The organism is Streptomyces sp. NPDC058664 (assembly GCF_042716635.1).
Taxonomy (GTDB): Bacteria; Actinomycetota; Actinomycetes; order Streptomycetales; family Streptomycetaceae; genus Streptomyces.
The window spans coordinates 54,238-77,664 of sequence record NZ_JBHXRW010000027.1; the positions used below are offsets into that span (position 1 = coordinate 54,238).

At 73.1% G+C, this 23,427-nt stretch carries 21 protein-coding genes and 1 pseudogene; 12 read left to right on the top strand and 10 right to left on the bottom strand.

Going from position 1 to position 23,427, the window contains the following annotated elements:
• Positions 1-39: 39 nt before the first annotated feature.
• Positions 40-1,044: an ABC transporter ATP-binding protein gene (locus ACFWUY_RS22510; protein ID WP_384111528.1), complete on the bottom strand. Its 1,005-nt coding sequence runs from the start codon at positions 1,042-1,044 to the stop codon at positions 40-42.
• Between the two features lie 221 nt (positions 1,045-1,265).
• Between ACFWUY_RS22510 and ACFWUY_RS22515 the strand changes: the two genes are divergently transcribed.
• The 3 genes from ACFWUY_RS22515 to ACFWUY_RS22525 all read left to right on the top strand — a co-directional run bounded on the left by ACFWUY_RS22515 (position 1,266) and on the right by ACFWUY_RS22525 (position 4,781).
• Positions 1,266-2,042, top strand: a complete 777-nt coding sequence (locus ACFWUY_RS22515) for a TetR/AcrR family transcriptional regulator (protein WP_384111531.1) — start codon at positions 1,266-1,268, stop codon at positions 2,040-2,042.
• Complete coding sequence (locus tag ACFWUY_RS22520) at positions 2,039-2,704, top strand: TetR family transcriptional regulator (protein ID WP_384111534.1); 666 nt, start codon at positions 2,039-2,041, stop codon at positions 2,702-2,704. Before ACFWUY_RS22515 ends, ACFWUY_RS22520 begins: the two co-directional genes overlap by 4 nt.
• 79 nt (positions 2,705-2,783) lie before the next feature.
• A complete protein-coding gene (locus tag ACFWUY_RS22525) occupies positions 2,784-4,781 on the top strand; it encodes a HelD family protein (protein ID WP_384111539.1) in 1,998 nt (665 codons plus the stop codon).
• 138 nt (positions 4,782-4,919) lie between these two features.
• On the opposite strand, the gene ACFWUY_RS22530 is transcribed toward ACFWUY_RS22525, so the two are convergent.
• On the bottom strand, positions 4,920-6,389 hold the full coding sequence (locus ACFWUY_RS22530; protein WP_384111543.1) for an MFS transporter: 1,470 nt from the start codon (positions 6,387-6,389) through the stop codon (positions 4,920-4,922).
• A 240-nt stretch (positions 6,390-6,629) separates the two neighbouring features.
• Between ACFWUY_RS22530 and ACFWUY_RS22535 the strand changes: the two are divergent.
• A pseudogene (locus ACFWUY_RS22535) lies at positions 6,630-7,362 on the top strand (serine/threonine-protein kinase); the annotation flags it as partial.
• Between the two features lie 865 nt (positions 7,363-8,227).
• On the opposite strand, the gene ACFWUY_RS22540 reads toward ACFWUY_RS22535, so the two are convergent.
• On the bottom strand, positions 8,228-8,713 hold the full coding sequence (locus ACFWUY_RS22540; RefSeq protein ID WP_384111546.1) for a MarR family winged helix-turn-helix transcriptional regulator: 486 nt from the start codon (positions 8,711-8,713) through the stop codon (positions 8,228-8,230).
• A gap of 73 nt (positions 8,714-8,786) precedes the next feature.
• Between ACFWUY_RS22540 and ACFWUY_RS22545 the strand changes: the two genes are divergently transcribed.
• Positions 8,787-9,281 carry a hypothetical protein gene (locus ACFWUY_RS22545; RefSeq protein WP_384111549.1) on the top strand — a complete coding sequence of 165 codons (495 nt, stop codon included), beginning with the start codon at positions 8,787-8,789 and terminating at the stop codon, positions 9,279-9,281.
• 8 nt (positions 9,282-9,289) lie between these two features.
• Here ACFWUY_RS22545 and ACFWUY_RS22550 read toward each other — a convergent pair whose 3' ends face one another.
• A complete protein-coding gene (locus ACFWUY_RS22550; protein ID WP_384111552.1) occupies positions 9,290-9,862 on the bottom strand; it encodes a DinB family protein in 573 nt (190 codons plus the stop codon).
• A gap of 245 nt (positions 9,863-10,107) precedes the next feature.
• On the opposite strand from ACFWUY_RS22550, the gene ACFWUY_RS22555 reads away from it, so the two are divergent.
• The 3 genes from ACFWUY_RS22555 (at position 10,108) to ACFWUY_RS22565 (ending at position 11,611) form a co-directional block, all read left to right on the top strand.
• Positions 10,108-10,563 (top strand): helix-turn-helix domain-containing protein, encoded by a 456-nt coding sequence (locus ACFWUY_RS22555; protein WP_384111555.1) that lies wholly within the window; start codon positions 10,108-10,110, stop codon positions 10,561-10,563.
• Between the two features lie 35 nt (positions 10,564-10,598).
• Positions 10,599-11,174: a hypothetical protein gene (locus ACFWUY_RS22560; RefSeq protein ID WP_384111557.1), complete on the top strand. Its 576-nt coding sequence runs from the start codon at positions 10,599-10,601 to the stop codon at positions 11,172-11,174.
• 89 nt (positions 11,175-11,263) lie between these two features.
• On the top strand, positions 11,264-11,611 hold the full coding sequence (locus ACFWUY_RS22565; RefSeq protein ID WP_384111559.1) for a DUF2516 family protein: 348 nt from the start codon (positions 11,264-11,266) through the stop codon (positions 11,609-11,611).
• A gap of 148 nt (positions 11,612-11,759) precedes the next feature.
• On the opposite strand, the gene ACFWUY_RS22570 is transcribed toward ACFWUY_RS22565, so the two are convergent.
• The 3 genes from ACFWUY_RS22570 to ACFWUY_RS22580 form a co-directional block, all read right to left on the bottom strand.
• Positions 11,760-12,980, bottom strand: a complete 1,221-nt coding sequence (locus ACFWUY_RS22570; protein WP_384111563.1) for a PP2C family protein-serine/threonine phosphatase — start codon at positions 12,978-12,980, stop codon at positions 11,760-11,762.
• Between the two features lie 379 nt (positions 12,981-13,359).
• Positions 13,360-14,409, bottom strand: a complete 1,050-nt coding sequence (locus ACFWUY_RS22575; protein WP_384111566.1) for an NlpC/P60 family protein — start codon at positions 14,407-14,409, stop codon at positions 13,360-13,362.
• Positions 14,410-14,628: 219 nt separating this feature from the next.
• Positions 14,629-15,471 (bottom strand): class I SAM-dependent methyltransferase, encoded by an 843-nt coding sequence (locus ACFWUY_RS22580; RefSeq protein WP_384111569.1) that lies wholly within the window; start codon positions 15,469-15,471, stop codon positions 14,629-14,631.
• A 596-nt stretch (positions 15,472-16,067) separates the two neighbouring features.
• On the opposite strand from ACFWUY_RS22580, the gene mshA reads away from it, so the two are divergent.
• From mshA to ACFWUY_RS22595, 3 genes are all read left to right on the top strand, one after another.
• The gene (mshA, locus tag ACFWUY_RS22585; RefSeq protein WP_384111572.1) at positions 16,068-17,435 is read left to right on the top strand and encodes a D-inositol-3-phosphate glycosyltransferase; all 1,368 of its coding nucleotides are present in this window, start codon (positions 16,068-16,070) and stop codon (positions 17,433-17,435) included.
• Positions 17,428-17,928, top strand: a complete 501-nt coding sequence (locus ACFWUY_RS22590; RefSeq protein WP_384111574.1) for a YbjN domain-containing protein — start codon at positions 17,428-17,430, stop codon at positions 17,926-17,928. Before mshA ends, ACFWUY_RS22590 begins: the two co-directional genes overlap by 8 nt.
• A gap of 126 nt (positions 17,929-18,054) precedes the next feature.
• The gene (locus ACFWUY_RS22595) at positions 18,055-19,710 is read left to right on the top strand and encodes a glycosyl hydrolase family 28-related protein (protein ID WP_384111577.1); all 1,656 of its coding nucleotides are present in this window, start codon (positions 18,055-18,057) and stop codon (positions 19,708-19,710) included.
• On the opposite strand, the gene ACFWUY_RS22600 is transcribed toward ACFWUY_RS22595, so the two are convergent.
• On the bottom strand, positions 19,700-21,055 hold the full coding sequence (locus ACFWUY_RS22600) for an MDR family MFS transporter (RefSeq protein WP_384111580.1): 1,356 nt from the start codon (positions 21,053-21,055) through the stop codon (positions 19,700-19,702). The genes ACFWUY_RS22595 and ACFWUY_RS22600 overlap by 11 nt on opposite strands.
• A 125-nt stretch (positions 21,056-21,180) precedes the next feature.
• On the opposite strand from ACFWUY_RS22600, the gene ACFWUY_RS22605 reads away from it, so the two are divergent.
• Positions 21,181-21,942 (top strand): phosphoglyceromutase, encoded by a 762-nt coding sequence (locus tag ACFWUY_RS22605; RefSeq protein ID WP_384111583.1) that lies wholly within the window; start codon positions 21,181-21,183, stop codon positions 21,940-21,942.
• A 306-nt stretch (positions 21,943-22,248) separates the two neighbouring features.
• Here the strand turns inward: ACFWUY_RS22605 and ACFWUY_RS22610 are convergent, their stop codons facing one another.
• Entirely contained in the window at positions 22,249-22,464 is a 216-nt protein-coding gene (locus ACFWUY_RS22610; RefSeq protein ID WP_384111586.1) for a hypothetical protein, read from the bottom strand.
• The gene (locus ACFWUY_RS22615; RefSeq protein WP_384111589.1) at positions 22,461-23,366 is read right to left on the bottom strand and encodes a hypothetical protein; all 906 of its coding nucleotides are present in this window, start codon (positions 23,364-23,366) and stop codon (positions 22,461-22,463) included. The genes ACFWUY_RS22610 and ACFWUY_RS22615 overlap by 4 nt, the downstream gene beginning before the upstream one ends.
• Positions 23,367-23,427 lie beyond the last annotated feature (61 nt).

Genomic DNA, 23,427 nt, shown 5'->3' on the forward strand with positions numbered 1-23,427 from the left:
GGCCTCGCGGTGGCGGGGCGGCTCGTGGCGGTGAGGGTGTCAGACACGGCTGGGCTCCTTGCCGGAGGTGCTCGGCTTCTCGTCGGAGGCGGTGAGGGTCAGGAAGACGTCGTCGAGGGTGGCCGTGTGCAGGGCGAAGCGGGCGATGTCACGGCGCTCGGGGTCGAGGTCGTCGAGGAGCGCGCGGACGTGGGCGGCGCTGCCGTCGGTGGGGACGCCGAGCGTGCGGGTCCCGGGGTCGTGGGCCGTCGTGGGGTCCGTGGTGCGGTCTGTGGCGCGGTCCGTACGGGCGGCTCGGGCGGTGAGGCGCAGGTAGCTCTCCGGGTCGTGGGCGACGAGGTCGAGCCGGTGGGCGGCGTAGCGGGCCTTCAGCTCGGCGGCGGTGCCCTCGGCGAGGGTGCGGCCCTTGCCGAGGACGGCGATCCGGTCGGCGAGGCGGTCGGCCTCCTCCAGGTACTGGGTGGTCAGGAAGACCGTCGTGCCGCCGGCGGAGAGTTCGCGGACCACCTGCCAGAGTTCCTGGCGGCTGCGCGGGTCGAGGCCGGTGGTCGGTTCGTCGAGGAACATCACCCGGGTCGTGCCGGGGTCGCGGACGAGACCGGCGGCGAGGTCGAGGCGGCGGCGCATACCGCCCGAGTAGGTCCTGGTCAGCCGGGTGCCGGCCTCGGTGAGGCCGAAGCGTTCGAGGAGTTCGGCGGTGCGCAGGGCGGCGGCGGTACGGGACAGGCCGGAGAGCCGGGCCGCCGTCCACAGGTTCTCGGCGCCGGTCTGGGTCTCGTCGACGGCGGCGAACTGTCCGGTGAGGCTGATCGCCCGGCGGACCCGGGAGCGCCCGGTGACGACGTCGTGCCCGGCCACGCGCGCGTGGCCGGCGTCGGGCGTGGTGAGGGTGGCGAGGATGCGGACGGTGGTGGTCTTCCCGGCGCCGTTGGGGCCGAGGAGGGCGAAGACCGTGCCGTGGGGGACGTGGAGGTCGAGGGCGTCGAGGACGCGTACGTCTCCGTAGGTCTTGGTCAGGCCGGTGGCTTCGACGGCCGGGTCCATGGGCGTGCTCCTTCGGCTCATGAGGTCTGAGGACGGATCGCGTGACGGCGGTGGTGACGGGAGTGCTGGTGGCCGTGACGGCGGCAGTGACGGGGCAGTGACGGTGGCGGCCCGTGGACGGCCCCATTCCCGTACTGCGTATGCCATACGCGCTACTGTGTAAGGCTTACGCATTACTAGGATGGGTGTCAAGCGTGCGAGGTGCCGGGAGGCGGCGGGTTATGGCGGACGGCGAGGGTGACAGGGGTCGCGGCGACGGCGGGACGTTCCTGCCGCCGAGCATCGAGGCGGCCTGGGGGCTGCGGGAGCGCCCCTCGAAGGGCCCCAAGCCCGGCCTGACCCTGGACCGGATCGTCGACGCCGCCGTCGCCCTCGCCTCGGCCGAGGGGCTCGGCGCCGTCTCCATGGGCCGGGTCGCCAAGGAGCTCGGCGTCTCGACGATGTCGCTCTACCGGTACGTCTCCGCCAAGAGCGAGCTGTACGTCCTGATGCAGGAGGCCGCGACCGGCACCCCGCCCGCGCTCTTCCCGCCCGGCGCCGACTGGCGCGAGGCGCTGGAGTCCTGGGCGTGGGCGCTGCGCGAGGTCTACCACCGCAACCTCTGGATGCTGCGGATGCCCGTCTCCGGGCCGCCCGCCACCCCGAACCTGGTCGCCTGGTGGGAGAAGGCCCTCGTCGCCCTCGGCGGCACCGGGCTCGACGCGGGCGCCAAGGTCTCGGTGGCCATGCTGCTCGGCGGTTTCGTACGGAACGACGCCCTGGTCATGGCCGACCTCGCGGCCGTCATCGCGGCGGGCGGGGCGAGCCCCGAGGAGGTCCTCTCCCGCTACGGCCGGACCCTGCGACGGCTCGCCGACCCGGAGCGGTACCCGGAGGTGGCGCGGCTGCTCGACTCGGGCGTGATGGACGTCGCCGACGAGCCCGAGGCCGAGTTCCGCTTCGGTCTCGCCCGGCTGCTCGACGGGGTCGCGGTGCTGGTCGAGGGGCGTGCCTCGTGACGCGGGGCCCGGGCCTGCGGGGCTCCGGCGCGTCGTCCCCCGGCCTGCGCGAGCGGAAGAAGGAGCGCACCCGGCAGGCGCTCTCGGACGCGGCCGTCGCGCTCTTCCTCGAGCGGGGCTTCGACGCGGTGTCGGTCGCGGAGGTGGCCGCCGCCGCCGAGGTGTCGAAGCCGACTCTCTTCCGCTACTTCCCGGCCAAGGAGGACCTGGTCCTCCACCGCTTCGCCGACCACGAGGACGAGGCGGCGCGCGTGGTGGCCGCCGGGCGCCGTGCCGGTACCGCGCCGCTCGACGCGCTGCACGCGCACCTGCTCGACGGGCTCGCCCGGCGCGATCCGGTCACCGGGCTCTGCGACCATCCGGCGGTCCTGGCGTACCTCCGGCTCCTGTACGGCACGCCGGCCCTGGTCGCCCGGCTCCACGCGTACCGCGTGAGGTCGGAGGCGGCGCTCGCGGACGCGCTCGCCGCCGACGCGCCCGGGGGTGCCGGCCGGCTGGTCGCGCGGCTCGCCGCCGGGCAGATCGTGACCGTGCTGCGGGTCCTCGCGGACGAGAACACGGCCCGGATCGCGGGCGGGGAGACGGCCGAGGCGGTGGAGGCGGACGCGGTGGCGGCGACGGAGGTGGCGTTCCGCGCGTTGCGGGAGGGGCTTCCGTACTGAGGCCCTCCCTCCAGGACCCGGGATGCCGTAGACAAGTTAAAAACGTAACCCAGTAACTATTTCCGTTAGGCTTGCCGGAATGACGTCACTGGACCTTGAGCTCGCCCGCGAACGCTCCCACCACGACGCCTGCCGCGCCGCCCTGACCCGTATGACCGAGGACGTCGCCGGACAGGTCGTCACCGGCGAGGACGTCGCCGCGTCCGGCGCCGACGCCGAAGCCCTCGGGTACCACCTCCGCAGCCGCGCCAAGGAGATGGGGGAGCAGCCTCCGGGACCGCTGTTCTTCGGGCGCCTCGACCGCGAGGACGGCCAGACCCACCACATCGGCCGCCGCCGGATCGCCGAGGAACCCGCCGCTCCGCCGCTCGTCGTCGACTGGCGCGCCCCCGTCTCCCGCGCCTACTACCAGGCGGGCGCCCACGACCCGCAGGGCGTCGTCCGGCGCCGCCGCTTCGGCTGGGCCCCGTACAGCGGGGGCGCGTCGGAGGACCTGACCGCCCTGGAGGACGAACGCCTCACGGCCGGCGGGGCGGTGACGGTCAGTGCCCTCCTCGCCGGGGAGATCGAACGCCCCCGGGTGGGGCCCATGCGGGACATCGCCGCCACCATCCAGCCCGAACAGGACGACCTCGTACGCTCCGACCCGGCCGCCTCCCTGTGCGTGCAGGGCGCGCCCGGCACCGGCAAGACCGCCGTGGGCCTGCACCGGGCCGCGTACCTCCTCTACACCCATCCGCAGCGGATCCGCCGCTCCGGCCTCCTCGTCCTCGGCCCCCACCGTGCCTTCCTCTCGTACATCTCCGAGGTGCTGCCCGCGCTCGGCGAGACCGGCATCCGCCAGGCCACCCTCGACGAGGAGATCGCCCGCCACCCCGTGCGGGCCGAGGACGGCGAGGCGGCGGCCCTGGTCAAACACGACGCCCGGATGGCGGAAGTCCTGCACCGTGCGCTGTACGGCAGGGTCGACCCGGCCCCGGCGGAGGACCTCGCCGTCCCCGACGGCTCGTACCACTGGCGGCTGCCGGCCGGCCTGCTCGCCGAGATCGTCACGGCCGTACGGGAGGAGGCACCGCCCTACGCGACGGGCCGCGAACGGGTCCGCGCCCGGGTCGTACGGGCCCTTCAGCTCCGGGCCGAGCGCCGGTCGGGGCCGATGGGCGCGGCCTGGGCGCGGCGGATCGAACGGGCGCGGGCGGTGACGGCGTTCCTCGACGCGTGCTGGCCGAGGACGAGCCCGGAGGAGGTTCTCGCGGGTGTCCTCGCGGACCCGTCCGACCCCGCCCTGACGGCGGCCGAGCGGGCGGCGATCCGCTGGGACCGGCCGCCGCGTTCGTACCGCTCGGCGCGCTGGACCGCCGCCGACCTCGTCCTCCTCGACGAGCTCGCCGGGCTGATCGAGCGCCCCGAGAGCTACGGCCACGTCGTCGTCGACGAGGCCCAGGACCTCTCGCCCATGCAGTGCCGGGCCATCGCCCGCCGCACCGCCTTCGGCTCGCTCACCGTCCTCGGGGACCTCGCCCAGGGCACCACCCCGTGGGCCGCCCGCTCCTGGCGGGAGCAACTGGCCCACCTGGGCAAGGCGGAGGCGCCGGTGGTGCCGCTGACCCTCGGCTACCGGGTGCCGGCCGCGATCGTGGACCTCGCCAACCGGCTCCTTCCGCACCTGGGCGCCGACGTGCCGGCGGGGCGGTCCGTCCGCGCGGACGGCGAGGTGACGGCCCACCGGACGACGGACCTCCTCGCCGCGACCCGCGAGGCCGTGCGCCACGCGCTCACGGCGGAGGGATCGGTCGGGGTGATCACCGCCGACGCCCTGGCCGGGCCGGTGGGGGAGGCGGTCCGCGGCTGCGGGGCGGGGGAGCGGGTGAGCGTGCTTCCGGCGACGGCCGTCAAAGGCCTGGAGTTCGACCATGTCGTGGTGGTCGAACCGGCCGCGATCGTGGCGGCCGAGGCGCGCGGGGCGAACCGGCTGTACGTGGTGCTCACCCGGGCCGTGTCGCGGCTGACGCTGGTGCACGCGGGGGAGCTCCCGGAGTGGCTGGGGCGGAGTCCGGTGGGGGCGTCCGAGGGGTGACGGGGGCGGGTGCCAGTGGCTGTGGTGCCTCGGGGCAGGTGCCGGCGGGGGTGCCTGCTGGGGTTCGGGGCGGGCGGGCCGGTGCTGCTGTGGCTGCGGGGTCTCGGGGGCGGACGCGCTCCTCGGTGGTCGTGCTCCTCAGTGGGTGGTGAGGGTCCTGGTGGGCTCCGGCAGCCCGGCCGTCCCCGTGGGGCCGGTGGCGGCCGGACGGCGCAGCACGGTGAAGGCGACGGCCAGGGCGACGAGCAGGAGACCCGCGCCGACGCCGAAGGCCAGGTGGTATCCGCCGGTCAGGGCCTCGGCGGCGGGCCGGCCGGCCGCGGTGAGCGACTCGGTGCGGGTGGCGGCCAGGGTGGAGAGGACCGCGACGCCGAGTGCCATGCCGATCTGCTGGGTGGTGTTGAACAGGCCGGAGGCCAGGCCCGCGTCCGCCTCGTCGGCGCCCGACATGGCGAGCGAGGTGAGGGCCGGGAGCGCCAGGCCGAAGCCGGCGGCGAGCAGCATCACGGGCAGCAGGTCGGTGACGTACGAGGCGTCGACGGGGACGCGGGTCAGCAGACCGAGGACGCCGACGAGCAGGAGGAGGCCGGTGAGCAGGACGTTCCGCTCGCCGAAGCGGGCGATGAGGCGGGCGGAGGCACCGAGCGAGACGGCGCCGATGACGGCCGCGGCGGGCAGCATCGCGAGGCCGGTCCCGGCGGCCCCGTAACCGAGGACCTTCTGCAGGTAGAGGGCGACGAGGATCTGGAAGGAGAAGAGCGCGGCGACCATCAGCATCTGGACGGCGTTGGCGCCGGAGACGCTGCGCGAGCGGAGGATCCGCAGCGGCATGAGCGGGTTCGCGGCCTTCGCCTGGCGGAGCAGGAACCCGGCCAGGAGGGCGAGCGCGAGGGCCCCGAGGCCGAGGGTGTGCGCCGAACCCGCCCCGTACTCCTCGATCTTGACGACCGCGTAGATGCCGGTCATGAGCCCGGTGGTGACGAGGGCCGCGCCGATGACGTCGGCGCCCGCCCCGAGCCCGAGACCGCGGTCGGAGGGGAGCGCGCGGAGGGCGACGAGGACGGTGGCGACGCCGATGGGCAGGTTGATGAAGAAGATCCAGTTCCAGGTGAGGGCGTCGGTGAGGACACCGCCGAGGACCTGGCCGAGGGAGGCGCCGGCGGCGCCGGTGAAGCTGAACACGGCGATGGCGCGGGCGCGTTCGCGGGGAACGGTGAAGAGGGTGACGAGGATGCCGAGCCCGACGGCCGAGGACATCGCACTGCCGACGCCCTGGAGGAAGCGGGCGGCGATGAGGACGCCGGGGGAGGTGGCGACCCCGGCGAGGAGGGAGGCGGCGGTGAAGACCCCGGTGCCCGCGAGGAACATCCGCTTGCGGCCGATCAGGTCGCCGAGGCGGCCGGCGAGGAGGAGGAGCGAGCCGAAGGCGATGAGGTAGGCGTTGACGACCCAGCTGAGGCCGACCGGGGTGAAGCCGAGGTCGCTCTGGATGGCGGGCATGGCGACGGTGACGATGCTGCCGTCGAGGATCGTCATGAGCATGCCGGTGGCGAGGACGCCGAGGGCGAGCTGCGGGGAGAGGGGGCGGGTGCGGGCGGGTGTGGGCATGGGGGTCACTCCTGTTCGTGGGGTCCGAGGATCGAGGGGGCGACAGGAACGACATTAGCAGAAGGTTTTGTTGCAGACTATTTTTTACGGAACGAAGGTCGGGGTGCGGGTCGGCCATACTGATCGGCGGCATTCCAACGGGGTTGTGCCGCAGGGGACTTGGGGGTGGGCGGTGTGGGCGGGGACCTGCCGGAGCGCATCGGCGACTACGTCGTGGAGCGTGAGCTGGGCGCGGGCGGCATGGGGACGGTGTACCTGGCGCGGTCCCGGGGCGGACGTACCGTGGCCGTGAAGGTGGCCCGCCCCGAGCTGGCGGTCGATCCGCACTTCCGGGCCCGGTTCCGTGCCGAGGTCGACGCGGCCCGCAGGGTCGGCGGGTTCCACACGGCGCAGGTCGTCGACGCCGACCCGGACGCGGCGGCGCCCTGGCTGGCGACCGCGTACATCGCGGGGCCGACGCTGTCGGGTCTTGTCGCGCGACGGGGCCCGATGGGCGAGGACCGGCTGCGGCGGCTCGGCGCGGCGCTGGCGGAGGCGCTCCAGGCCATCCACGGCTGCGGTCTGATCCACCGCGACCTCAAGCCGGGCAACATCATCATGGCCGACGACGGCCCGCGCGTATTGGACTTCGGTATCGCCCGGGCCCTGGAGTCGACCCGGCTGACGTCCACCGGAGCGGCCTTCGGAACCCCTGGCTTCCTGGCCCCGGAGCAGGCCCAGGGCCTCGAGGTCGGCGGGCCGGCGGATGTGTTCGCGCTGGGCGCGGTCCTCGTCGCGGCGGCCGGAGGCCGTGCGTTCGGGGAGGGCACCCCGATGGCACTGATGTACCGGGCCGTGCACGAGCCGCCGGACCTGTCCGCCCTGCCCTCGGGCATGCGCCCGGTGGTCGCCGCCTGTCTGGCCAAGGACCCGGCGGCCAGGCCGACGCCCCGGGAACTGCTGGACCTGTTCGCGCCGGACACGGCGCCGAGCACGACGCCGGGCACGGTTCTGGACGCCGCTCCGGGCGCGACGGCTCCGGGACCCACGGGCACGGATACGGCCGCGCACCCGCCGACCTTGCCCGCCGCCCAGGCCGTGTCACCCGCGCCTGCCGGGCCGACACCGGCCGCCGGGTCGATCGCGGGGTCGGCCGCCGCGCCGTTCGACGGGGGCATCGCCGGTGCCGAGACCGTTGCCGCCGTGTCGTCCGCCGGGCCTCGGCCCGTGGACGCGCCGCCGGAGAGGAAGCGCGCGGGAACCCTCGTGGCGGGCGTGGCCGGAGCCCTGATCGCGCTCGGTGGCGCGGGCTACGGCCTCTACGCGTCCGTGGGCTCGGGCTCGGACGATTCCTTTCCCAAGGCCACGCACGAGATCGTCATCCCCGAGTCGATAGTGGGAGGCGCGTACGGGTGGGACATCGAGCACCGCCTCCCTCCGGACCCACAACCGGACAGCGAAAGCCGGAGGGATTCCACGCACTTCACCGCCGACTACACCGTCACCAGCACCGACCGCGACACGCCCCCCATGTCCCGGACGGTGAAGGTGTACGGCTCTTCCGGCCGGTACAAGAACCCGGAGGAGGACCGGGACGCCCTGATCGAAGCCATGACGGCGACAGGCAGCGAGAACGTCGTCGATGAGCCCAGAACGATCAGCGTCCCCGGCTCGGACGTCGAGTTCCGCTGTACGACGGTGGACCAGGAGACCGTGTGCGGCTGGGGTGACGCCAACACCACCGTCGCGGTCGCGTTCTACCCGAGCGGCGAGCTCGAACGGGCGGCGGCGGAGACCAGCGAGATCCGCGACGACCTACGCAAGCCGATCGTGCCCTCCGGGACGCCTTCGGGCGCGCCCTAGGCGCGCTGCCGCGCCCGGCGGGCCGCCTTCGGGCCCTCGACGGGGGTCTCCAGATGGCCGGTGACCAGCCGGTTCAGGGCCCGGAGGAGGACGGTCCGCTCGTCCTCCGGGAGGGAGGAGAGTGCGCCCTGATGCACCCCGTCGACGATCCTCTGGCTCTCCCGGGCGACCTTCGCCCCCGCCTCGGTCACGGCGATGATCCGAGCCCGCCGGTCGGTGCTCGAAGGCCGGCGCTCGGCGAGCCCGGCCTTCTCCAGGGCGTCGACGGTGACCACCATGGTCGTCTTGTCCATGTCCCCGATCTCCGCGAGCTGCGCCTGGGTGCGCTCCTCCTCCAGGGCGTGGACGAGGACGCAGTGCATCCGGGGCGTGAGCCCGATCGCCCCGAGCTCGGCGGCCATCCGGGTCCGCAGGACGTGGCTGGTGTGGTCGAGGAGGTAGGAGAGGTCGGGCTCGGTACGGGCGGGGGCCATGGCTGTCATGCCTGCCAGGGTAACGAGAATCGATCCGTCGCGGATTATCGAGAAGCGGACGGGCGAGGGGCACCATGGAGGCATGACGACGCCGATGCTCTTCCTGGACGTCGACGGACCTCTGGTTCCCTTCGGGGCGAGAGACGGCGCGTACCCGACGTACCCGCCCGCGCCACCCCCGTCCGTGGGCCCGCTCCTCGCGCGGCTCGACCCCGCGCAGGGGCCGCGGCTCGCGGCACTGCCGTACGAGCTGGTGTGGGCGACGACCTGGGAGGACGACGCGAACGCCTGGATCGCGCCGCGCCTCGGACTGCCCCCGCTGCCCCTGGTGCGGTGGCCGGACGACGGGCCGGATCCGGTGGCGGGGCTCCACTGGAAGACGGCGGCGCTCGTGGCATGGGCGGACGGGCGGCCGTTCGCCTGGGTGGACGACGAGATCGGGCCCGCCGACCGCGACTGGGTCGCCGCCCACCACCCCGGCCGGGCGCTGCTCCACCGGGTGGACCCCGCCCGTGGGCTCACGGAAGCGGACTACGAGACGCTCGCCGCCTGGGCGGCTGAGGCGCTGTTGTCGTAGCGGGGGCCTCAGAGGCCCCGGGCGCCGTCGATCCGTTCCCGCAGGAGGTCCGCGTGGCCGTTGTGGCGGGCGTACTCCTCGATCATGTGGATCAGGACCCAGCGGAGGGACACCTCACCGCGCCAGCCGTCGCGGCCCGAGACGTCGAGGTCCGGGGCCTCGGCCGCGAAGCGTTCGGCGAAGTCCACCGCCGCCCGCCAGGCCTCCCAGGCGGCGGCGACGGAGGCCGGGCCGGGCGCGGCGCCGTCGAAGTCGCCGTCCGGGTCCTCGGCGGAGGACCAGAGCGGGCCGGCGTCGTCACGGCCGGCCAGTACCTGCTGGAACCAGCGGCGTTCGACATCGGTGAGGTGTCGGACCAGGCCGAGCAGGGACAGGGTGGACGGCTCGACGGACCGCCGGGTCAACTCCCCTTCCCGCGCCCCTGTCAGACCGGCGCACTTCAGGACCAGGGTCGCGCGCTGGTCCGCCAGGAACCCGGCGAGCATCCGCCGCTCGTCCCCGGTCGCGGGACCGGAGAAACGGCGGGGCGCCGGGCCGCCCGTCTCGTCGAGGACCTCCGCGCGCCGCCTGGGGCTCACCACGCCGGCTCACCCGCCCCGCCGAGCCCGACCCAGTTTTCGACCCGGTCCCCGACCCGGTCCCCGTCCTCTGCGAGGTACGGCACGCCCCGCCGGATGCGTCCAACTCCCATGCTCGGCCTCCCTGTTGGCTTCGCGCCCATGCTGGCACGGGGACGGGCTCGGGGGAGGCGGTAGGGGGCGGCAGGGGTGGCGACTCTTGCAAGCACCTGCTTGCAATAGTTAGCAAAGGCTGGCATGGTCGGAGCATGGCATCGCTCAACGTCGGCAATCTCGGTGAGTACCTCCGCGAACAGCGGCGGACCGCCCAGCTGTCCCTGCGGCAGCTCGCCGATGCCGCCGGGGTCTCGAACCCGTACCTGAGTCAGATCGAGCGGGGGCTGCGCAAGCCCAGCGCCGAGGTGTTGCAGCAGGTCGCCAAGGCCCTGCGGATCTCCGCCGAGACGCTCTACGTACGGGCCGGGATCCTCGACGAGAAGGAGCGGGAGGAGCTGGAGACGCGCGCCGTCATCCTGGCCGATCCCTCGATCAACGAGCGGCAGAAGCAGGTGCTGCTCCAGATCTACGACTCCTTTCGCAAGGAGAACGCCGCCGAGGCCGCAGCGGCAGCCGCCGCGGCCGCGTCAGCCGCAGCCGTCGCGGACGCCGCCACTGCCGCCGACGCGCCCGCCGATGTCCCCGATGCCGAAACGCCCCTGAAGTAGCTCGCTCGTACGTCACATCCGGGAGGACCACCAGCATGGCCATCATCGACGAACTGCGTACCCCTCTCTACTTCGCCGCCGGCACCGCCGACCTCGCCGTGCAGCAGGCCAAGAAGGTCCCCGGCCTGATCGAGCAGCTCGCCGCCGAGGCGCCCGCGCGGATCGAGGCCGTACGGAAGACCGACCCCAAGGCCGTGCAGGAGAAGGTGACCTCCCAGGCCAAGGAGGCCCAGGCCACCGTTCAGTCGAAGCTCGCCGATGTCGTCGGCAATCTCGACACCGACCTCAAGAAGCTCGGCGAGACGGCCCAGGACCTCGCCCTGCGCGGTGTCGGTGTCGCCGCCGAGTACGCCGTCAAGGCGCGTGAGAAGTACGAGGAGGTCGCCGCCCACGGCGAGGAGGCCGTCAAGGCCTGGCGGGGCGAGGTCGCCGAGGAGATCGTCGAGATCGCCGTCGTCGTCGAGCCCGAGGAGAAGGCCGACGAGAAGGCCGACGAGCCGGCGGCGGACACCGCCGACGAGACGGCCGAGGCCAAGAAGGCGCCCGCCAGGAAGGCCGCCGCCCGCAAGGCACCCGCCAAGAAGACCTCCGTCGCCGCCGATACGGAGTAGGCCGGGGCACCAATACGGGTACCCGTGGCGTTGTACCGGGTACCTTGACCGCGAGGCGCTCTTCCTCTCTCTCCTAGGCGGTGCTCAGCATGTTGCGCGCGGGATTCGACTCCCTCCTCACCCTGGTGATCTTCCTGATCTTCACCGGCTTCGCCGTCGCCGCGCTCGTCTTCGCCGCCATGGCGCGCGAGGACGCCTACCGCGCCGCCGACAAGCAGACGAAGAAGTTCTGGCTGATCATCCTGGGCATCAACCTCGCCCTGAACCTGCTGCTTCCGATGCTCTTCCTGCAGATCGCGGGGGTGATCGCCGCCATCGTCTTCATGGTGGACGTGCGTCCCGCGCTCGCGCAGGTCTCCGGCGGAGGCCGTGGCGGCCGCGGGGGCGGCGGCTCCAGCAGCGACGGACCGTACGGCCCCTACAACGGCGGCCGATAGCGACGGCAGGAGCACATACGTACAGGTAGAGGTACCGGTACACACAGGTGCGCAGGTACAGGGCCCGGGGTCGTCCCCGGGCCCTGTCACGTTCCCGGGGGCAGCCCCCAAGCCCTGTGACGGTCCCGACCCCTGTGACGGCCCCGGGTCAGCCCCGGGTCCTGTCCCGTTCCAGCGCGAGGACCGCCACGTCGTCCGTCAGCTCGCCGCCGTTCAGGGACCGGACCTCCGTGACCGCCGCCTCCAGGAGCTCCTCGCCCCGAAGGCCCGAGGCCAGCTGTCGGTTGATCATCCCGACCATCCCGTCCTGGCCGAGCCGGGGCGAACCGGGTCCCGCCGAGCGGCCCTCGATCAGCCCGTCCGTGTACATGAGCAGGCTCCACGCCCCGCCGAGCTCGACCTGCCGGCGCGGCCAGCGGGCGCGCGGCAGCAGGCCGAGGGCCGGACCGCCGTCCTCGTACGGGAGCAGCCGGGCCGCCCGCCCCTGCCGGGCGATCAGCGGCGAGGGGTGGCCGGCCAGGCAGAGGCCCGCCCGGCGTCCGTCGGGCGCGATGTCGACGGTGCAGAGGGTCGCGAAGATCTCGTCGCTCTCCCGCTCGTGCTCCAGGACCTGCTGCATCGTCGAGAGCAGCTCGTCCCCGCACAGGCCGGCGAAGGTCAGGGCCCGCCACGCGATCCGCAGCTCGACGCCGAGCGCGGCCTCGTCGGGGCCGTGTCCGCAGACGTCGCCGATCATCGCGTGGACGGTGCCGTCGGGCGTACGCACGACGTCGTAGAAGTCCCCGCCGAGCAGGGCGCGGGAGCGGCCGGGCCGGTAGTGGGCCGCGAACCGCAGGTCGGAGCCCTCCAGGAGGGGCGTGGGGAGCAGCCCGCGTTCCAGGCGGGCGTTCTCCTGGGCCCTGAGCCGGGACTCGGCCAGCTTCACCTGGACGGCGTCGGCCCGCTTGCGTTCGACCGCGTACCGGATGGCCCGGCTGAGGAGCCGCCCGTCGAGTTCCTCGCGGAAGAGGTGGTCCTGGGCGCCGACCCGTACCGCCTCGGCCGCCAGCTCCGCGTCGGCGGAGGCCGCGAGCGCGAGGACGGCGTGGCGCGGGGCGAGGCGCAGGATGTGGCGCAGCGGGGCGAGCGGGTCGTCGCCCGCGGCGGTCCGGGGGCCGGGCAGGGAGAGGTCGACGAGGACGCAGTGGACGTCGTCGGTGAGGAGCCGTTCGGCCTCGGTGAGGTTGCGGGCGGTGCGGATACGGACACGGGTGCCCGCTGCGTCCGCCGCGTCGAGGAGTTCGGGTACGGCGAGGGCACCCGCCGGGTCGTCCTCGACGACCAGGAGAGTGAGATCGGTGCGGTCGGTTCCTGTGACTGTGCCTGTCATAGCGGTGGCGTCCGTAGCGGTGGCGTCGCCGGGTCCCGCAGCAGCAGAGACGATTCTCTGACGCGGTACGGATACGGGCATCGGTCCGGGTTTCCTTCCCTCCCCCCGAGGGTGCGCAGGGCGCCGGGTGGCGTCCCGCCCGTCCCGGACCATAGCGGTAGGGCGGTGCGCAGCGGAATGGTGATCAGGCGGTCGGCGGCCGCGTCGTGATTGGCATATGCCGCGGAAGGGGAGGTACTTGTCCCGGTATGCCCGGGCAGCGGGCCCCGGGGGCAATGAGAAAGGTCACGCTCCGACGGCGGCTCCCGCCACGGCGCCGTGGCGGGATTCCGTCAGCTCGGACGTACGGCTCCAGCCCCGGCCCCGCGCGTGGGTTCCGTCACGTCGGGCGTACGACTCCCAGGATCTCCATCGAGCCCGCCCCCGCGAGCGTCACGTTCCGCCCGGGGCGGGGGGCGTGCACCATCATGCCGTTCCCGACGTACATCCCGATGTGGCTCGCGTCCCCGAAGTAGACGATCAGGTCGCCCGGCCGCATGTCCTTGATGTCCACGCGCGGCAGCAGCCGCCACTGCTCCTGCGAGGTGCGCGGGATGTTCAGGCCCGTCGCCCCCCAGGCGCGCTGGGTCAGCCCCGAGCAGTCGTACGAGTCCGGGCCCTCCGCCCCCCACACGTACGGCTTGCCGATCTGGGCCGTCGCGAACGCGATCGCCTTCCTGGCGTCCGCCGTCGCGTCGGCCTTCAGGCCGGTGAGGACGCCGGTGCCGAGCCAGGTCGTCTGGGCCCGCTGCCGCTCCTGCTCCTCGAGGAGCCGCAGCCGCTCCCGCTCCTCGGCGGCGAGCTCGGACTCCAGCTTCTTCGCCGCGGCGATCTTCTCGTTGATCTGCTTCTTCGCCTGGGCCTGCCGGATGCGGTCGGCCTCCAGCTTGGTCCAGTTGGTGCCGGCGTCCTTGGCGTAGACGTCCAACTGGGCCTGGGTGCGGCTCATCTCGCCGAGGAGGTCGGTGGTGGCCTTCGCCCCCTCCTTGAGCCGGCCCGCGGCGTCGAGGAAGAGCTGCGGGTCGTCGGTGAGGACGAGCTGCGCGCCGTCGGGGAGGCCGCCGTTGCGGTACTGGGCGCGGGCGGCGGCGCCGGCCTGGGCCTTGAGCGCCTCGATCCTGGCGCGGCCCTCCACGATCATCCGGGCGACCTGGACGATCTCGGCGGACTGCTCCTTGGCCTTCTCCTCCGCGAGGTTGTACGCGTCGGTGGCGACGGCGGCCTGCCGGTACAGGGTGTCTATCTCCTTGCGCACCTGCTCCAGGCTCTTCTTCGGCGGGGGCGGCGGGAGCGGTGCGGCGGCGGCCCGGAGGGTCAGCGCGGGAGAGGCCAGCACGGTCAAGGCGCAGATCACGGTGATCGCGGCGGTGGCGTGGCGGCGTCGGTTCACGAGCTCCCCCTCGAGTGGCCAAATCTGATTTACCGTCAGTAACCTGGTGGCGGCGATGGCGATAGTGCCATGCGAAACCGGAAAACGACAGGGGAAACCGGGGCTTGTCGGGCCGGTTCCCCCCCCACGGGGGACGAGTGATGCGCGCGTGGCGTTCCCGGCGTACGGGAAATTCAGCGGGAGTTGGGGAAGGAGCCGCGCTTCCTTGTGCCCTCGGTCTCACTCCCGGGGCGCCAGGGCCTCCCACCGGACCGTCACCTCTCCCTGGCGCCACCGCCGGGGACCGTCCGTCAGGGGCCAGTCCGCCGCCAGGTCGCGGACGGCGCGGATCCACCGCTGCCGGGCACCGAGCGAGGCGTACGGGGCCGCCGCCGCCCACGCCCGGTCGAAGTCCCGCAGGAACGCGTGCACCGGCTCGCCCGGCACGTTGCGGTGGATCAGCGCCTTCGGCAGCCGCTCCGCGAGGTCCGAGGGGCGCTCCAGGGAGCCCAGCCGGGTCGCGAAGGTCACCGTCAGCGGCCCGCTCCGGTCGAGTGCCACCCACACGTGCCGGCGCCCGATCTCGTCGCAGGTCCCCTCGACGAGCAGCCCTCCCCCGTGCCCCCTGGCGCCGGAGGGGTTCCCGGGACCGGCGGGGTTCCCGGGCGCGAGCCGCTCGCACAGCCGCCGCCAGACGGCCGCGACCTGCTCCTCGTCGTACTGGCGCAGCACGTTCGCCGCGCGGATCAGGGAGACCTGGCCGGGGACCGGCACCTCGAAGCCGCCGTGCAGGAAGGAGAGGCCCTCGTGCTCGTACGGCTTCGCGGCCTCGACGCGGGCGGGTTCGATCTCGATGCCGTAGAGGCGGGTGCGGGGGTCGGCGGTGCGCAGCCGGGCGAGGAGTTCGACGGCGGTCCAGGGGGCGGCCCCGTAGCCGAGGTCCACGGCGACGGGCGGCTCGGGGGAGCGGCGCAGGGCGGGGCCGTGGACGGCGGCGATCCAGCGGTCCATGCGGCGCAGACGGTTGGGGTTGGTGGTCCCGCGGGTCGGCGTGCCGACGGGGCGGGTGGTGCGCGGGGCCATGCCATGAGCGTAAAGGTTCACGGCCCCCACCCGCCCCGGCCGGCCGGGCCCCGCCCGGTCCCCTTGGCGCCCTGCCCCGGTCCGGCAGGTTCCGCCCGGTCCGAACGGCGTTCCGACCCGGTCCGGCAGGCCACCGACCGGTCCGGTGCCGCCCTGCCCCGGTCCGGCAGGTCCCTGCCGGGCCCAAGGCACTCCGACCCGGCCGGCAGGTCCCGCCGGGTCCCAAGGCACTCCTACCCGGCCGGTAGCCCCGCCCGGCCTCAAGGCACTCCGACCGGCCCGCAGCTCCCGCCCGGTCCTCATGGCTCCCCGGCCTGGCCCGAACGCCGCCCCGCCCCGTCCGGCACGCCCCGCGCGATCCGGCCCGAACGCCGTCCCGCCCCGTCCGGCGGCCCCCGCCCCACTCGTCACTCCGCCCCCACCCCCGGTAATGAATTGGCAAAGCGCCCCGCCCGCCGGAAATGAAAGGTGCAATTCCGGTGTTGTGGCGGCTGGAGGACGGACCGCGCCCTCCGCCCGTCATGCCCGACACGGCTCGGCCGGTACGACCCGGCCCAGCTCAGCCCCCGAGGCCCCCGAGCGGAAGGACCGCCGACGTGAGCCAGTACGTGTCCCGGTTCGCCGGTACCCGGCACCGGCACCCGGCACCATCCCGGCTCCGGCTCCCCGGCTGGAACCGCACCCCGCGCCGCGTGGCCATGCTCAGCGTCCACACCTCCCCGCTGCACCAGCCGGGCACCGGCGACGCGGGCGGCATGAACGTCTACATCGTCGAGCTGGCGAAACGGCTCGCCGCCATCGACATCGAGGTGGAGATCTTCACCAGGGCCACCACCGGCGGTCTCCCCCCGGTCGTCGAGCTCACCCCGGGCGTGCTCGTACGGCACGTCGACGCCGGTCCGTACGAGGGTCTGGCCAAGGAGGAGCTGCCGGCCCAGCTCTGCGCCTTCACGCACGGCGTGATGCAGGCATGGGCGGGCCACCGGCCCGGCCACTACGACCTGGTCCACTCCCACTACTGGCTCTCCGGGCACGTCGGCTGGCTCGCCGCCGAACGCTGGGGCGTGCCGCTCGTGCACGCCATGCACACCATGGCGAAGGTCAAGAACGCGGCGCTCGCCGAGGGCGACACCCCCGAGCCCGCGGCCCGGGTGATCGGCGAGACGCAGATCGTGTCCGCCGCCGACCGCCTGATCGCGAACACGGCCGAGGAGGCCGACGAGCTCGCGCGTTTCTACGAGGCCGACCCCGGCAAGATCGCGGTCGTCCACCCCGGTGTCAACCTCGACCACTTCCGCCCCGCCGACGGCCGCGCCGCCGCCCGGGCCAGGCTCGGGCTGCCGCAGGACGCCTTCGTCCCGGTCTTCGCCGGCCGGATACAGCCCCTGAAGGCCCCGGACATCCTGCTGCGGGCCGCCGCGGCGCTGCTCGACCGGGACCCCTCGCTGCGGTCGCGGATGATCGTGCCGGTGGTCGGCGGCCCGAGCGGCAGCGGCCTCGCGAAGCCGGAGGGGCTGCAGAAGCTGGCCGCGCGGCTCGGCATCGCGGACATCGTGCGCTTCCACCCACCGGTGAGCCAGGACCGGCTCGCGGACTGGTTCCGCGCGGCGAGCGTCCTCGTGATGCCGTCGTACAGCGAGTCCTTCGGCCTGGTCGCCGTCGAGGCGCAGGCGGCCGGTACCCCGGTCGTCGCGGCGGCGGTCGGCGGCCTGCCCGTCGCCGTACGGGACGACGTGACCGGTTTCCTGGTGCAGGGGCACGACCCGGTGGACTACGCCCGCGCGCTGGGCCGGTTCGTCGCGGACCCGTCCCTGACGGACCGGATGGGCGCGGCGGCGGCCCTGCACGCCGGCTCCTTCGGCTGGGACACGGCGGCCTCGGGCACGGCGGACGTGTACACGGCGGCCGTGCACGACCATCGGCTGCGCGAGAACCGCCGTCGCGTACGCTCCCACCATGGCTGAGACCAAGGACGTCCGGCGGATCATCGAGTCCGCCTTCGACGACGCGGAACTGGAGTGGGAGTCTCCCGAACCCGGCTCCTACGTCGTCAAGCTCCCGGGCACGCGCAAGCTGTTCACGACGCTCTCCCTGCGCGCCGGCCGCCACTCGCTCTCCCTCAACGCCTTCGTCATCCGCCACCCCGACGAGAACGAGGCGGGCGTCCACCGCTGGCTCCTCGAGCGCAACCTCAAGCTGTACGGGGTGGGTTACGCGGTCGACGGCCTCGGTGACGTCTATCTGGCCGGCAAGCTTCCGCTCTCCGCCGTCACGCCCGAGGAGCTGGACCGGCTGCTCGGCTCGGTCCTGGAGGCGGCGGACGGCGATTTCAACACGCTCCTGGAGCTGGGCTTCGCGTCGGCGATCCGGCGCGAGTACGAGTGGCGGGTCTCGCGCGGCGAGTCGACCCGCAACCTCGACGCGTTCAAGAACCTGACCCAGAAGCCGTCGCGCTAGTCGCGCTAGTCGCGCGAGCCACGCGGAAACCTGCTCACCGCCCCCTTCCCGCAAGGGCTTTGCGGTGCCATGCTCACGCCCGGCGCACATCTGAACACCGTTCATATACATGAAAGGTTCAGGGGTATGGCACTCAGCAGAAGGCAGTTCGTCGGCGGCGCGGTGGCGGTGGCGGGAGCCACGACGGCGGGTCTCGGCACGACGGGGTTCACCTCGTCCGCCGACCCCGCCGCACTCTGGCGGGAGTTCGAGGCCGCCCCCTACACCCACCCGCAGATCCCCTACGTGGGCCGGGCCGGCGCCCACGGCGGCACCCGCCGCTCACCCCGCCCGCCGGTCGTGGCGAACGCCCTCACCTACGGGGCCACCCCCGACGGATCGGCCGACTCGGCACCCGCCATCAACCGCGCCCTCGCGGAGGCGGGGGAGCGGGGCGGCGGCACGGTCCTGCTGCCGCCGGGCACGTACCGGATCGACGACTACCTCCGGATCGGCCACAGCGGCGTCGTCCTGCGCGGCGCGGGCTCCGGCCGCACGACCCTGCTCGCCACCCGGAACCTCACCGAGCTGATCGGCCCGTACGGCTCCCGCTACGGCGGCGACAAGTCCTCCTGGTCCTGGGCGGGCGGCCTGATCTGGCTCTCCCCGCACGCCCGGCACGCCTCCCTCGTCACCGCGATACGGGACCGGGCCTGGCCCTTCGAGGGCTGGACCGGCAACCGGCGCGACGAGTGGACCTCCCTGACCGCCGTCCGCCCGGCCCGCCGCGGCGACCGGTCGGTCACCGTCGAGGACCCCTCGGCCCTCCGGCGCGGACAGCTGGTCCTCCTCCGCCTCGCCGACGACCCCGCCCACACCCTCCTGGAGCACATGGCGGGCGGCGGGCCGGGCCCGGAGGCGTACACCTGGGACGACAGGACGAAGCTGACCAGCTATGTCCCCTACGAGTGGCCCGTACGGATCACCGCCGTACGGGGCCGGACGGTGACCCTCGAACGGCCGCTGCCGCTCGACGCACGCCCCGAGTGGGACCCCCGACTCGTCTCGGGGGTCGATCCCCTCACCGGCTCGGGCGTGACCGGCCTGACCCTGGAGGCGGTGGAGACACCCCAGTCACCGCACCTCCTGGACAAGGGCTACAACGGCGTCACCTTCCAGTGCGCGTACGACTGCTGGGCCGAGGACGTGGTCGTCCGGCACGTTGACAACGGCTTCGGGCTCGTCGCCGCCTCCGCCTGCACCCTGCGGCGCACCCGGGTGGAGGGACGCGGCTCCCACCACCCGTACTACTGCCGGGAGGGGGCGCACGACAACCTGGTCGAGGACTTCCACGTCGCCGCCCGTACGGTCCCCGCCCCGGCCGGGACCCAGCTCCACGGCATCAACGTCGAGGGCCTGTCCAGCCACAACGTCTGGTCGCGCGGGGTGATGGAGATGGGCACCTTCGACACCCACCGGGGCATGCCCTTCGCGAACGTGCGCACCGAGATCACCGTCGAGAACAACGGCCGGCACGGCGGCGACGCCTCCGCGGGCCCGCTCTACGGGGCCCGGTTCGCCCACTGGAACGTGACGGTGACCAACGGCCGGGCCGGCCTGGTGAAGATCGACACGATCGCCCCGTACAGCGCGACCGTCGGCATCAGCGAGGTCCGCGAGTTCGACCAGACCGACGTCCCGGACTTCACGGGCGACCTCCACGCGCGCGTGGAGGCGTACGGAAGCCCGGGGTCGGTCCGCCCGCGGAACCTGTACGAGGCGCAGCGGGCGCTCAGGAGCTGACGGAAGAGGAGGGCGCGGCGCCCTGGCCCTTGTCCTGGTCCCGGCCCTTCGGGGCGACGGCGGGAGCGATCACCGTCGTGTCAGCGATCACCGTCGTGTCAGCGACCACCGTCGTGTCGATGTCACCCGCGTCGTCCGCGAGGGCGCGCCGCAGCCGGGTGAGATAGCCGGCGGCCGCGACGACGCCGATCGCGGCCGTCGCCGCCCACAGGACGTCGGGTCCGGGACCGTCGACGATCGCGCCGGCGCCGATCGGGGCGACGAATCCGGCGACGGCCCAGGACATGCCCATCACGCCCTGGTAGCGGCCCCGGGCGTGCTCGGGGGCGAGGCGGGCGGTGGCGGCGGCGTTCGTCGGGACGTGGATCATCTCGCCGACCGTCCAGACGACCACCGTCGCGGCGAAGGCCACGGAGGAGCCGGCGAGGGCGGTGGCGCCGGTGCCGAAGGCGAAGAGGAAGGAGGAGAGGGCCAGCAGGAGGACCGGCGAGCGCTTGTCGGTCAGCTTGTTGACGAGCAGCTGGAAGCCGACGATCACGATGCCGTTGACGGCGATGACGACGCCGTAGGAGGAGGGGGAGAGGCCCTGGTCCGCCATGGTCAGGGGCAGGCCGATCCAGGGGGCGGTGAAGACGAGGCAGACGAGCAGGTTGAGCAGCACGAGGGTGCGGAAGGGGGCGTCGCGCAGCACGGTGAGCATGCTGACCTTGTCCTCGACGACCGGCGCGCCGGTCGTGTCGGTGCGGGCCTCGGGCCGGGTCTCGGGGAGCCGGAGGAAGACGATGACGGCGCACAGGGTGGTGGCGACGGCGTCGACGACGAAGAGGGTGCGGTAGCCGAGGAAGATCGCGGCGCCGCCGCCGATGGAGGCGATGGCGAAGCCGAGGTTGAGGGCCCAGTAGTTGAGGGCGTAGGCCCGGCGCACGTCGTGGGCGGGGACCATGTCGGCGATGGTGGCGTTGATGGAGGGGCGGACGGCCTGCATGGCGACGCCCATGAGGAGGACGACCGTCGCGATGGCCCAGGCGCTGGTGACGACGGCGAGGGCGGCGGCGCAGGCGGCGGCCGCGAGGTGCATGGTGACCATGGTGGGCCGGCGGCCCCAGCGGTCGGTGAGCGCGCCGCCGAGCGGCGAACCGGCGACGCCGCCGAGGCCGTGGAGGGCGACGACGAGCCCGGCGAACCAGGCGGAGTGTCCGAGCTCCACCGTCAGATAGAGGGAGAGGAACGTCAGGACGAAAGCCCCGGTCCGGTTGACCAGGGTCGACAGCCAGAGCCACCAGAAGCCCTGCGGCAGTCCGGAGACCGTCGCGCGCGCCGATCGTCTGAGCGAGTCGATGGACATGTGTGGCCGCCCCCTGCTGTACGTAAGCCCTGCTTCCGGCTTCCGTAACTTACGCATCTCATGTGCCGGACGCCAGCGGATTGACGACGCGCGTCAATCGTCAGCGGTCTATTAGGCTCGTACGCATGGCCGACGCACCGTACAAGCTGATCCTCCTCCGCCACGGCGAGAGCGAGTGGAACGAGAAGAACCTGTTCACCGGTTGGGTGGACGTGAACCTCACCGCCAAGGGCGAGAAGGAGGCGACGCGCGGCGGCGAGCTGCTCAAGGACGCCGGCCTGCTGCCCGACGTGCTGCACACCTCCCTCCAGAAGCGCGCCATCCGCACGGCGCAGCTCGCGCTCGAGTCCGCGGACCGCCACTGGATCCCCGTGCACCGCTCCTGGCGCCTCAACGAGCGCCACTACGGCGCCCTCCAGGGCAAGGACAAGGCCCAGACGCTCGCCGAGTTCGGCGAGGAGCAGTTCATGCTGTGGCGCCGCTCGTACGACACCCCGCCGCCGGCGCTCTCCGACGACAGCGAGTACTCCCAGGCGCGCGACGCCCGTTACGCGACGATCCCGCCGGAGCTGCGCCCGCGGACCGAGTGCCTCAAGGACGTCGTGGAGCGGATGCTCCCGTACTGGTACGACTCCATCGTCCCGGACCTCCTCACCGGCCGCACGGTCCTGATCGCCGCCCACGGCAACAGCCTCCGTGCCCTGGTCAAGCACCTCGACGGCATCTCGGACGCCGACATCGCGGGCCTCAACATCCCGACGGGCATCCCCCTGTCCTACGAGCTCGACGAGAACTTCAAGCCCCTCAACCCGGGCGGCACCTACCTCGACCCGGACGCGGCCGCCGCGGCCATCGAGGCCGTGAAGAACCAGGGCAAGAAGAAGTAGCCCTGACACGCTGAAGAGCCCCCTGCCCGCGGGTTTTCCGGGCGGGGGCTCCTTGGTGCTCTGGGGCCGCCTGCCGGCCGTCAGGACGGCGCCCGGGCCCGTCGCATCAGCACTCTGCTGCCCCAGAAGCACATCCCCATCACTCACGCACGGCCCGTGTCGCTTCTGCACTCGACGCCTTGACCGGTCGCGCGGCGGTCGGGCTCCTGGGCAGTTTTCCGTCCGCGGTCGCGTACACAGCTTGGGAAAACCCCGAAGGAGTCCCTGACCTGCCGGTTTCAGGCGAGGTCGGGGACTCTGTCGTGCTCAGGGACCTTCTGGGGTCTCTCCGGGGAGGGAGGTTTCCTCGGACCTTTCGTCCACCCGAGGCGTCTCGGGGCGGTGCTGCAGGGCGTGCCGTACCTCGTGCCATGAGCGGATGAGGGAGGGGAGCCTGGAGAGGAGCTCGCCGACCTGTGCCAATAGCAACGTGATGCAGCCGAACGCGGCGAGGATCAGCAGCGCGACGTTGTCCCAGCTCATGCGGACCGCCTTTGCGTCCCTCGCCGTGGTGCCCGCAAGCCCTTCAGGCCGAGCGTGGCCCGGCCCAGTTGCACGTAGAGGTGGTCACCGGCGTCGTGTGCGGTGGCACCCGGAATGCCGATCAGCGGTGAGGTGAGGGACGCGGCGATGTCACGGGCGTAGGGGAATCCGTTCCACCGCAGTGTCCACTGGTCGCCCGCGCCCCACAACTGCTTTCCGTAGCGCTCCGTGCTGCCGTTGTCGCGCCGGTCCGGACGGTCCAGAGGGTCGGAGAACCAGTTTCCGATGGCCCAGCGGCCTTGGGGGTCGCGCGTGGCGATACGCGTGGCCAGGCCGGCCAGGAGGTGGGCGGCGTCGTCACTCATGGCAGGAACCTGCTTCAGTTGCTGCCTCTCCGTCGCGGTGAGGGACTTGTCGGCCTCGTGGAAGTCCCATCGGGGAGATGGCCGACGGTTTCCGCTCCATGTACCGGAGTGATTGCCCGTGACGACGAGTTCCGCGCCCGTGGGCAGGTGGTGCGCCACATAGGTGTGCCGACCGCGGAATTCCTTGAGCCTGAGGCCCGGCAGGGAACTTCCCCCGTCACGGCGGGGGAGCAGATACGGTGCCACGTTGTGCGGTACGTCCGTCACGAGGACGAGACGGTTGTGACGAGGCGACACCGTGATGTCGTACGCCACCAGAGTGTGCAGTCCCCACCGGGCAGGCGGTCGGGCGTCTCCGAGCCCCCACCGATTGAAGAGGCCCAAGGCCAGCAGGGCGCGAAGGGTGCGCTGGTTGTCCTGACAGGTGTCGAGGCCGAGCGATCCGTCGCGGGGGGTACCCGCAGTGGCCCCCTCTTTACGTTCCCCCGTGAACCCCATGCGGATGAGGGGGATGTTCTTCTTCACACTTCCGGGCATGCCGAAACCTCGTTGCCACCCGGCTGGCAAGGTCGGTCACACACCTCGTGAACCCAACGGA

What these genes read in the sequence shown, in the direction of transcription:
- ACFWUY_RS22570 (WP_384111563.1), bottom strand. Translation starts at nt 12,980, where the DNA reads ATGACAGGCACAGTCACAGGAACCGACCGCACCGATCTCACTCTCCTG.
- ACFWUY_RS22580 (WP_384111569.1), bottom strand. Translation starts at nt 15,471, where the DNA reads ATGGCCCCGCGCACCACCCGCCCCGTCGGCACGCCGACCCGCGGGACC.
- ACFWUY_RS22525 (WP_384111539.1), top strand. Translation starts at nt 2,784, where the DNA reads ATGACGTCACTGGACCTTGAGCTCGCCCGCGAACGCTCCCACCACGAC.
- ACFWUY_RS22590 (WP_384111574.1), top strand. Translation starts at nt 17,428, where the DNA reads ATGGCTGAGACCAAGGACGTCCGGCGGATCATCGAGTCCGCCTTCGAC.
- ACFWUY_RS22540 (WP_384111546.1), bottom strand. Translation starts at nt 8,713, where the DNA reads ATGACAGCCATGGCCCCCGCCCGTACCGAGCCCGACCTCTCCTACCTC.
- ACFWUY_RS22530 (WP_384111543.1), bottom strand. Translation starts at nt 6,389, where the DNA reads ATGCCCACACCCGCCCGCACCCGCCCCCTCTCCCCGCAGCTCGCCCTC.
- ACFWUY_RS22545 (WP_384111549.1), top strand. Translation starts at nt 8,787, where the DNA reads ATGACGACGCCGATGCTCTTCCTGGACGTCGACGGACCTCTGGTTCCC.
- ACFWUY_RS22515 (WP_384111531.1), top strand. Translation starts at nt 1,266, where the DNA reads ATGGCGGACGGCGAGGGTGACAGGGGTCGCGGCGACGGCGGGACGTTC.
- ACFWUY_RS22510 (WP_384111528.1), bottom strand. Translation starts at nt 1,044, where the DNA reads ATGGACCCGGCCGTCGAAGCCACCGGCCTGACCAAGACCTACGGAGAC.
- ACFWUY_RS22605 (WP_384111583.1), top strand. Translation starts at nt 21,181, where the DNA reads ATGGCCGACGCACCGTACAAGCTGATCCTCCTCCGCCACGGCGAGAGC.
- ACFWUY_RS22610 (WP_384111586.1), bottom strand. Translation starts at nt 22,464, where the DNA reads ATGAGCTGGGACAACGTCGCGCTGCTGATCCTCGCCGCGTTCGGCTGC.
- ACFWUY_RS22615 (WP_384111589.1), bottom strand. Translation starts at nt 23,366, where the DNA reads ATGCCCGGAAGTGTGAAGAAGAACATCCCCCTCATCCGCATGGGGTTC.
- ACFWUY_RS22565 (WP_384111559.1), top strand. Translation starts at nt 11,264, where the DNA reads ATGTTGCGCGCGGGATTCGACTCCCTCCTCACCCTGGTGATCTTCCTG.
- ACFWUY_RS22555 (WP_384111555.1), top strand. Translation starts at nt 10,108, where the DNA reads ATGGCATCGCTCAACGTCGGCAATCTCGGTGAGTACCTCCGCGAACAG.
- ACFWUY_RS22595 (WP_384111577.1), top strand. Translation starts at nt 18,055, where the DNA reads ATGGCACTCAGCAGAAGGCAGTTCGTCGGCGGCGCGGTGGCGGTGGCG.
- ACFWUY_RS22600 (WP_384111580.1), bottom strand. Translation starts at nt 21,055, where the DNA reads ATGTCCATCGACTCGCTCAGACGATCGGCGCGCGCGACGGTCTCCGGA.
- ACFWUY_RS22560 (WP_384111557.1), top strand. Translation starts at nt 10,599, where the DNA reads ATGGCCATCATCGACGAACTGCGTACCCCTCTCTACTTCGCCGCCGGC.